Here is a 9,632-nt window from a genome sequence, read left to right on the forward strand (position 1 = left end):
TGCTCGATCTCCACCTCGTCCGAGTCCACCAGCACGATCCGGTCCGGATTCTCCGCCTGCGCGGCCCGGACCAGGCCCCAGACCGCCGATCCGGCCGGATCGGTCACCGTCCCGTCACCACCGGCCGGCACCGCACCCCGAGTGACCACGACCAACCGGGCGGCCTCCGCGGGTTCCTCGGCCAGCCAGCTCCGGAGCGCCTCCACGACCCGCGAGGTCAGCGCGAGGGGGGTGTCGCCGTCACCGGTGGTGACGGCCTCCAGGACGGTGACTCCGGACGGCGCCGGGGCGGACGGCTGGGCAGCCTGCGCGGGCAGCTCGGTCCACTCGACCGAGAAGAGCGAGTCGCCGCCCGTCGCACCGGCCGCCGCGGCCTCCAACTGCTCGGCGGAGACGGCACGGGAGACCAGGGACTCCAGCGACAGGACCAGCCCGCCCGCCTCGTCCACCGCCTCCAGGTCGAGGGTGTCCGGGGTGAGCTGGACCACCCGCACCCGGATCGAGCCGGCCCCGGCGGCGTGCAGGGTCAGCCCCTTCCACGCGAACGGCAGGCGGATGACCGGCTGGTCATCCGGCGCGGCGGCACCTGACCCGTCGTCCGTTGAGGTGCCGTCCTTCGACGTGCCGTCGGGCAGCTGGTCGCGGAAGGCGGCGGCCGCGTCGAGCATGCTGGAGTGCAGGGCAGCATCCAGCAGTCCCGGGTGGATACCGAACCGGGCGGCGCTCTCCAGCAGCTGGTCGGGCAACGAGACCTCGGCGAAGACCTCCTCGCCGCGCCGCCAGACCGCGCGCACGCACTGGAACGACGTGCCGTACGCGTAACCCGCGCGCTCCAGCAGCTCGTAGCCGCCGTCGATCTCCATCGACCTGGCGCCGGGCGGGGGCCAGGCGCTGAAGTCGAACTTCGGCGTGGAAGCGGCGAGCGGGGTCGGCGAGAGGAGTCCGGTGGCGTGGCGGGTCCACGCCTCGACGGAGTCGGCGTGCGCGTCCTCGCGGGTGGAATAGACGTCCACCGTGCGTGCACCGTTGGCGTCCGGGCCGCCGACCGCCACCTGGACCCGGACACCGCCCTGCTCGGGAACGACCAGGGGCGCCTCGATCACCAGCTCGTCGAGGGTGCCGCAGCCGACCTCGTCACCGGCACGCACAGCCAGCTCCACCAGGCCGGTGCCAGGAACCAGGACCACACCGCCGACCGCGTGATCGGCCAGCCAGGCATGAGTGCGCAGAGAGAGCCGAGAGGTGAAGACCAGACCGTCCGAGTGCGGCAGACGCACCACCGCGCCCAGCATCGGGTGATCCGCCCGGCCCTGGCCCAGCGAGGTCGCGTCGGTGACAGGAGCGGCGGGGAGCCAGTAGTGCTGGTGGTCGAAGGCGTAGGTCGGCAGGTCCACGTGGCCGGTGGCCGGGACGAGTCGGGACCAGTCCACGGTGGCGCCGCGCACGAAGGCCTCGGCAAGTGCGGTCAGCAGAGTCCGGGCCTCGCCGTGGTCGTCGCGCAGCGCCGCCACACAGGTCGCGCGCTCCCCGGCCGACTCCGCGACCACGCCGGACAGCGCGGCACCCGGGCCCAGTTCGACGAAGACGACCTCACCCGTGCCGGCCGCCGCGGCGACACCGTCGGCGAACCGGACCGGGCGGCGCACGTGCTCCACCCAGTAGGAGGGGTTGGTCAGCTCACCGGCCTCAGCGATCCGGCCGGTCACGTTCGAGATCACCGGGAAGCGCGGCTCCGACCAGCTCACGCCCGCCAGGACCGCCGCGAACTCCTCCAGCATCGGCTCCATCAACGCCGAATGGAAAGCATGCGAGACCGTCAGCCGACGGGTCCTGCGGCCCTGCTCGGCCAGCGTCGCCGCCGCCGCCAGCACCGCGTCCTCCACACCGGAGAGCACCACCGCCTGCGGCCCGTTCACCGCCGCCAGGTCCACACCCTCACCCAGCAACGGCACGACCTCGGCCTCGGAAGCCGCCACCGCCACCATCGCACCACCGGACGGCAGCGCCTGCATCAACCGGCCACGAGCCGCCACCACCGCCGCCGCGTCCTCCAACGACAGCACGCCCGCCACATGCGCCGCCACGATCTCACCGATCGAGTGACCCATCACCGCATCGGGCCGCACACCCCACGACTCCACCAACCGGAACAGCGCCGTCTCCACCGCGAACAACCCGGCCTGCGTGAACACCGTCCGACTCAGATCACCCGAGCGCCCCAGCACCACCTCGGCGACCGGGAACTCCACCGACTCCGCGAGTCGGGCATCCAGCGCCGCACACGCGGCATCGAACGCCTCCGCGAACACCGGGAACCGCTCGTACAACTCCCGGCCCATGCCCACCCGCTGCGAACCCTGCCCCGGGAAGACCACCACCGCCCGCACCGGGCCGGCCGATCCCGACGGGCCGTCAGCGATCCCCCGAAGCCCCGCGATCGCCTCCTCCCGCGTCCCGGCCACCACCACCGCACGCTCGCCCAACACCGCACGCCCGGCCACCAACGCCCCGGCGACGCGAATAAGTGACGCTCCGTCAGCTGTTTCCAGTAGCCCGGCCAGGCGCTCCGCCTGCCTCGTCAGCGCACCAGCGGAGGCCGCCGAGACGACCAGCGGCACCACACCGTCTCCGGCGGGTTCCTCCATCGCCTCGGCCTCGGGGGCCTGCTCCACGATCACGTGGGCGTTGGTCCCGCTCACGCCGAAGCCGGAAATGCCGGCTCGGCGCGGGCGGTCGCTCTCGGGCCAGTCGCGTGCCTCGGTCAGCAGCTGGACGGAACCCGCCGTCCAGTCCACCTGCGAGGAGGGCGCATCCACGTGCAGGGTCGGCGGCAGCACGCCGTGCCGCAGCGCCTGCACCATCTTGATCACACCCGCCACACCGGCCGCAGCCTGGGTGTGACCGATGTTCGACTTCAACGAGCCGAGCCACAAGGGCCGTTCGGCAGTCCGCTCCTGACCGTAGGTCGCCAGCAGCGCCTGCGCCTCGATCGGGTCACCCAGCACCGTCCCGGTGCCATGACCCTCCACCGCGTCCACATCCGCCGTGGTCAGGCCCGCGTTGGCCAGCGCCTTGCGGATCACCCGCTGCTGCGAGGGGCCGTTGGGCGCGGTCAGGCCGTTGGACGCACCGTCCTGGTTGACGGCCGTGCCGCGAACGACCGCCAACACCCGGTGGCCGTTGCGCCGCGCCTCGGAGAGGCGCTCCAGCACGACCACGCCCGCGCCCTCGGCCCACCCCGTGCCGTCGGCACCGTTCGCGTACGACTTGCAGCGGCCGTCCGGGGCGAGCCCCCGCTGCCGGGAGAAGTCGATGAAGAGACCGGGGGTGGCCATCACGGTCGCACCGCCGGCCAGCGCCATCGAGCACTCGCCGCGGCGTAGCGCCTGCACGGCCAGGTGGATGGCGACCAGGGAGGAGGAACAGGCGGTGTCGAGCGTGACCGCCGGGCCCTCGAAGCCGAAGACGTAGGAGACCCGGCCGGACGCCACGCTGGCCGCGGCTCCGGTTCCGGTGAAGCCCTCCAGCTCGGGCGGCACGCTGCCGCCCGCGAAGTAGTCGACTCCCATGATGCCGCTGAACACGCCGACGTCGGTGCCCTTCAGCGTACCGGGGTCGATGCCCGCGCGCTCCAGGGCCTCCCAGGAGGTCTCCAGCAGCAGCCGCTGCTGCGGGTCCATCGCCAGCGCCTCGCGCGGCGAGATCCCGAACAGGCCGCCGTCGAACTGGCCGGCCTCGTGCAGGAAGCCGCCCTGGTCGACGTAGGAGGTGCCGGTCGTCTCCGGGTCCTCGTCGAACAGGCCCGCCAGGTCCCAACCCCGGTCGGTCGGGAAGCCGGAGACGCCGTCCCGGCCTTCACTGACCATCCGCCACAGGTCCTCCGGGCTCGCCACCCCGCCCGGCAGACGACACGCCATGCCGACGATCGCGATCGGCTCCCGGGAGGCGTTGAGCAGGCGACGGTTCGCCTTCTTCAGCGAGCCGACCTCTTCGAGCGACTTCCGCAGCGCCTCGACAAGCTTTTCGTACGACGTACTCACTTGACCGTCCTCACCAATGGGTACCGCATCAGCCTTCGAGGTCCTGACTGTCACCGAGTGCCAGTTGGACGAGGTCGTCCACATCAAGATCGGCGAGCGCGCCGATCAACTCCGCACCGTCCGCTCCGTCCGGCTCGGCACCGGGCGTCCCGGTGTCGAGCGCGGCCAACTCGACCAGTGCGTCGAGCAGTCCGGCCTCCCTGAGTCGGGCCAGCGGGAGCGCGGCCAGGGCGTGCCGCAGCCGCTCCTCGTCGATCTCCTGGCCGGTGCCCGGGCCGCTGCCCGGGCCGTCCGGGACGAGCGCGGCGTGCACGTGCCGGGCCAGTTCCAGCGGGGTCGGGTAGTCGAAGACCACCGTCGCCGGCAGGTTGAGGCCGGTGGCCGCGCGGAGCCGGTTGCGCAGCTCGACCGAGGTCAGCGAGTCGAAGCCCGCATCCCGGAAGCGGGTACCGGCGACGACGCCTTCGGGACCGCTGTGTCCGAGCACCAGCGCCACCTGGCCGCGCAGCAGATCGACCAGCACCGCCTCCTGCTCGGTCCGGGTCAGCCCGGCCAGCCGGCGGAGCAGGCCGTCGCCGGAGGCGGCCCGCACCGCCTGGCGCACGTCGCGTACCAGGTTCCGGAAGAGCTGCGGCACGCCGCCGCCCGCCGCCGCCTCCGTGCGCACGGCCCGGAGATCGAGCCCGACCGGTACGGCCAGGGCCCGTCCGCCGCCGATCGCCGCGTCGAACAGGGCCAGGCCCTCCTTGGCGCGGAGCGGCAGGATGCCGCCGCGCCGGTTGGACCGGGTGCGCTGGGCGGCCTCGGCACCGGTGGTCATGCCCGTGGATTGCTCCCACGGACCCCAGGCCAGCGAGGTCGCGGGTAGACCGGCCGCCCGGCGCTGGTGGGCCAGCGCGTCCAGGTAGGCGTTGGCCGCCGCGTAGTTGCCCTGGCCGGCCGAGCCGAAGAGACCGGAGGCGGAGGAGAAGACCGCGAACACCGCCAGGTCGAGACCGCGGGTCAGCTCGTCCAAATGCTGAACGGCGGTCACCTTCGGCTCGAAGACGTGGGCCAGCCGCTCCGGGGTCAGCGCCCCGATCACACCGTCGTCCAAGACGCCGGCCGTGTGCACCACGCCCGTGAGCGGGTGCTCCGCCGGGACCGCTGCCAGCAGCGCCGCGACGTCGTTCCGGTCGGCCACGTCAGCGGCCGCCACCTGCACTGCAGCACCCAACTCGGCGAGCTCGGCGGTCAGTTCGGCAGCGCCCTCGGCTGCCGGGCCGCGCCGGCTGGCCAGCAGCAGGTGCCGCACGCCGTGCTCGACCACCAGGTGCCGGGCGACCAGCACACCCAGCGAACCGGTACCACCGGTCACCAGCACCGTGCCACCGGCGGCCAGTTCGCCGCCCTGCGGCCCCGCCGCGACCCGCACCAGCCGGGGCACCAGCAGCGCGCCGCGCCGGACTGCCGCCTGGGCCTCGCCGGAGGCCAGCACGGCGGCCAACTCCTGCTCCACGGCCTCCGATTCGGTGTCGAGCAGGACGATCCGGTCCGGATTCTCCGCCATCGCGGTCCGCACCAGACCCCACACCGCAGCCGCAGCCGGATCGGTAACGTCACCGTCACCACCCGCCGCGACCGCACCACGGGTGACCACCACCAGCGTGGACTCCTCGAACGCCCCGTCCGCCAGCCACGCCTGGAGCACTCCGAGTACCCGAGCCGTCAGGGCCAGGGCAGCATCGGTCTCCCCGTCCGGGGCCGTCGCCCGCACCACCAGGGCGGCCGGGGCTTCGCCGCTCCCGGCCAGCGCGGCCAGCGCGGCGGCCGTATCGACCGGTGCCCAGGACGGCACGAATGAGGCGTCCCTGGCAGGAACAGCGGACTGCTCGACCCAGTCCACCCCGTACAGCACGTCGCTGTCCGGTGATCCGGCTGCGGCCTCCAACTGCTCGGCGGAGACCTCGCGGAAGACGAGCGAGTCAGTGGTCAGAACGAGTCCGCCGGTCTCGTCGGCCGCCTGCAGTGCCACCGCGTCCGGCCCCGCCGGCACGATCCGCACCCGCAGGTCGGCGGCACCGACGGCGTGCAGGGCCAGGCCGTTCCACGCGAACGGCAGCACCGTCCGGGCCTCGCCCGCGCCGGCCGTGGCGTCGACCTGGCGGCCGAAGCCGTTGGCATGCAGGGCCGCGTCGAGCAGCGCGGGGTGAATGCCGAAGCCGGTGGCGCCCTCGCGCTGCTGATCGGGCAGAGCGACCTCGGCGAACAGCTCCTCGCCGCGCCGCCAGACCGCGCGCAGGCCCTGGAACGCCGGACCGTACGTGTAGCCCACCCGGATCAGTCCGGCGTAGAACTCGTCCAGGTCCACCTCGACCCGCTGGGCGCCGGGCGGGGGCCAGGCGCTGAAGTCGAACTTCGGCGTGGGAGCGGCGAGCGGGGTCGGCGAGAGGAGTCCGGTGGCGTGGCGGGTCCACGCCTCGACGGAGTCGGCGTGCGCGTCCTCGCGGGTGGAATAGACGTCCACCGTGCGTGCACCGTTGGCGTCCGGGCCGCCGACCGCCACCTGGACCCGGACACCGCCCTGCTCGGGAACGACCAGGGGCGCCTCGATCACCAGCTCGTCGAGGGTGCCGCAGCCGGCCTCGTCACCGGCGCGCACGGCCAGCTCCACCAGGGCGGTTCCGGGGAGGAGGACAACACCGCCGACGGCGTGGTCGGCCAGCCAGGGGTGGGTGCGCAGGGAGAGGCGGGAGGTGAAGACCAGGCCGTCGGAGTGCGGCAGGCGGACCACCGCGCCCAGCATCGGGTGGTCGGCGCGGCCCTGGCCGAGCGAGGTCGCGTCGGTGGCGGGGGTGGCGGGGAGCCAGTAGTGCTGGTGGTCGAAGGCGTAGGTCGGCAGGTCCACGTGGCCGGTGGCCGGGACGAGTCGGGACCAGTCCACGGTGGCGCCGCGCACGAAGGCCTCGGCGAGCGCGGTCAGCAGAGTCCGGGCCTCACCGTGGTCGTCACGCAGCGCCGCCACACAGGTCGCGCGCTCCCCGGCCGACTCCGCGACCACACCGGACAGCGCGGCACCCGGGCCCAGTTCGACGAAGACGACCTCACCCGTACCGGCCGCCGCGGCGACACCGTCGGCGAACCGGACCGGGCGGCGCACGTGCTCCACCCAGTAGGAGGGGTTGGCCAGCTCACCGGCCTCAGCGATCCTTCCGGTCACGTTCGAGATCACCGGGAAGCGCGGCTCCAACCAGCTCACGCCCGCCAGGACCGCCGCGAACTCCTCCAGCATCGGCTCCATCAACACCGAATGGAACGCATGCGAGACCGTCAGCCGACGGGTCCTGCGCCCCTGCTCGGCCAGCGTCGCCGCCGCCGCCAGCACCGCGTCCTCCACACCGGAGAGCACCACCGCCGCCGGCCCGTTCACCGCCGCCAGGTCCACACCCCCACCCAGCAACGGCACGACCTCAGCCTCGGAAGCCGCCACCGCCACCATCGCACCACCGGACGGCAGCGCCTGCATCAACCGGCCACGAGCCGCCACCACCGCCGCCGCGTCCTCCAACGACAGCACGCCCGCCACATGCGCCGCCACGATCTCACCGATCGAGTGACCCATCACCGCATCGGGCCGCACCCCCCACGACTCCACCAACCGGAACAGCGCCGTCTCCACCGCGAACAACCCGGCCTGCGTGAACACCGTCCGACTCAGATCACCCGCCCGTCCCAGCACCACCTCGGCCACCGGGAACTCCACCCAGCCAGCGAGCCGGGCATCCAGCGCCGCACACGCGGCATCGAACGCCCCCGCGAACACCGGGAACCGCTCATACAACTCCCGGCCCATGCCCACCCGCTGCGAACCCTGCCCCGGGAAGACCACCACCGCCCGCACCGCACCCGCCGAACCCGACGGGCCGTCAGCGATCCCCCGAAGCCCCGCGATCGCCTCCTCCCGCGACCCCGCCACCACCACCGCACGCTCACCCAACACCGCACGCCCGGCCACCAACGCACCCGCCACCTGAGGCAGCGCCACCTCACCCGCCGCCAGGAACGCCGCCAGCCGCTCCGCCTGACCGGCCAGCGACTCGGTGCCCTTCGCCGACACCACCAGCGGCACCAGGCCGTCCGACTCGGGAGCCACCACCGCCTCGACCTCCGGCGCCTGCTCCAGGATCAGGTGCGCGTTCGTCCCGCTCACACCGAACGACGACACGCCCGCCCGGCGCGGCCGGCCGTCCGCCGCCTCCGGCCACTCGCGGGACTCCGTGAGCAGTTCCACGGCGCCGGCCGTCCAGTCCACCTGCGAGGACGGCTCGTCCACGTGCAGGGTGGCCGGGAGCACAGCGTGCCGCAGCGCCTGCACCATCTTGATCACGCCCGAGACGCCGGCCGCGGCCTGGGTGTGGCCCACGTTCGACTTCAGGGACCCCAGCCACAGCGGCCGTTCGGCGGAGTGCTCCTGACCGTAGGTCGCGAGCAGCGCCTGGGCCTCGATCGGGTCACCGAGCACCGTGCCGGTGCCGTGTCCTTCGACCACGTCCACCTCGGCCGCTGTCAGGCCGGCGGCCGCCAGCGCCTTGCGGATCACTCGCTGCTGCGCGAGTCCGTTCGGCGCGGTGAGGCCGTTCGACGCACCGTCCTGGTTGACGGCCGAGCCCCGGACCACCGCGAGCACCCGGTGCCCGTTGCGCTGGGCCTCCGAGAGCCGCTCCAGCAGCACCACGCCCGCGCCCTCGGCCCACCCCGTGCCGTCGGCGGCGTCCGAGTAGGACTTGCACCGTCCGTCCGAGGCGAGCCCCCGCTGGCGCGAGAACTCGACGAAGGTGTGCGGGGTGGCCATCACGGTCGAGCCGCCGGCCAGCGCCATCGAGCACTCGCCGCGGCGCAGCGCCTGGGACGCCAGGTGAATGGCCACCAGGGAGGAGGAGCAGGCCGTGTCCACGGTCACCGCCGGACCCTCGAAGCCGAACACGTAGGAGACTCGGCCGGACGCCACGCTGCCGGCCGCGCCCGTTCCGGCGAAGCCCTCCAGCTCCGGCGGCACGTTGCCGCCGAAGAAGTAGTCCACGCCCATGATGCCGTTGAAGACGCCGACGTCCTTGCCCTTGAGCGAGCCGGGGTCGATCCCGGCCCGCTCCAGGGCCTCCCAGGAGGTCTCCAGCAGCAGCCGCTGCTGCGGGTCCATCGCCAGCGCCTCGCGCGGCGAGATCCCGAAGAAGGCGGCGTCGAACTCGCCTGCGCCGTGCAGGAATCCGCCCTGGTCGACGTACGAGGTGCCGGCCTTGTCCGGGTCGGCGTCGAACAGGCCGTCCAGCTCCCAGCCCCGGTCGGTGGGGAAGCCGGAGACGCCGTCCCGGCCTTCGCTGACCATCCGCCACAGGTCCTCCGGGCTCGCCACCCCGCCCGGCAGACGACACGCCATGCCGACGATCGCGATCGGCTCGTCCGCGGTGCGCGCGACCTGCTGGCGCAGGTCGTGGAGCTCGGCGGTGACGCGCTTGAGGTACTTGAGGATCTTGTCGTCCGTGGCCATCTTCAGGTTCCTCACCGGGGTTCGGCAGTGGCAGTCAGTGGAGGCGGTGCAGGCGAGGCAGGAGGGGC

The 9,632-nt window shown here is 73.4% G+C and carries 2 protein-coding genes; both read right to left on the bottom strand.

Annotated features, from left to right (window positions below; all coding sequences use genetic code 11):
- The coding region (locus ACIRYZ_RS18370) for a type I polyketide synthase (RefSeq protein ID WP_402945267.1) at positions 1-4,040 on the bottom strand (4,040 nt) is incomplete at its 3' end.
- 28 nt (positions 4,041-4,068) lie between these two features.
- Entirely contained in the window at positions 4,069-9,579 is a 5,511-nt protein-coding gene (locus ACIRYZ_RS18375) for a type I polyketide synthase (protein WP_402945269.1), read from the bottom strand.
- Positions 9,580-9,632: the final 53 nt, after the last annotated feature.

It is taken from the genome of Kitasatospora sp. NPDC101155 (assembly GCF_044768305.1).
GTDB lineage: Bacteria > Actinomycetota > Actinomycetes > Streptomycetales > Streptomycetaceae > Kitasatospora.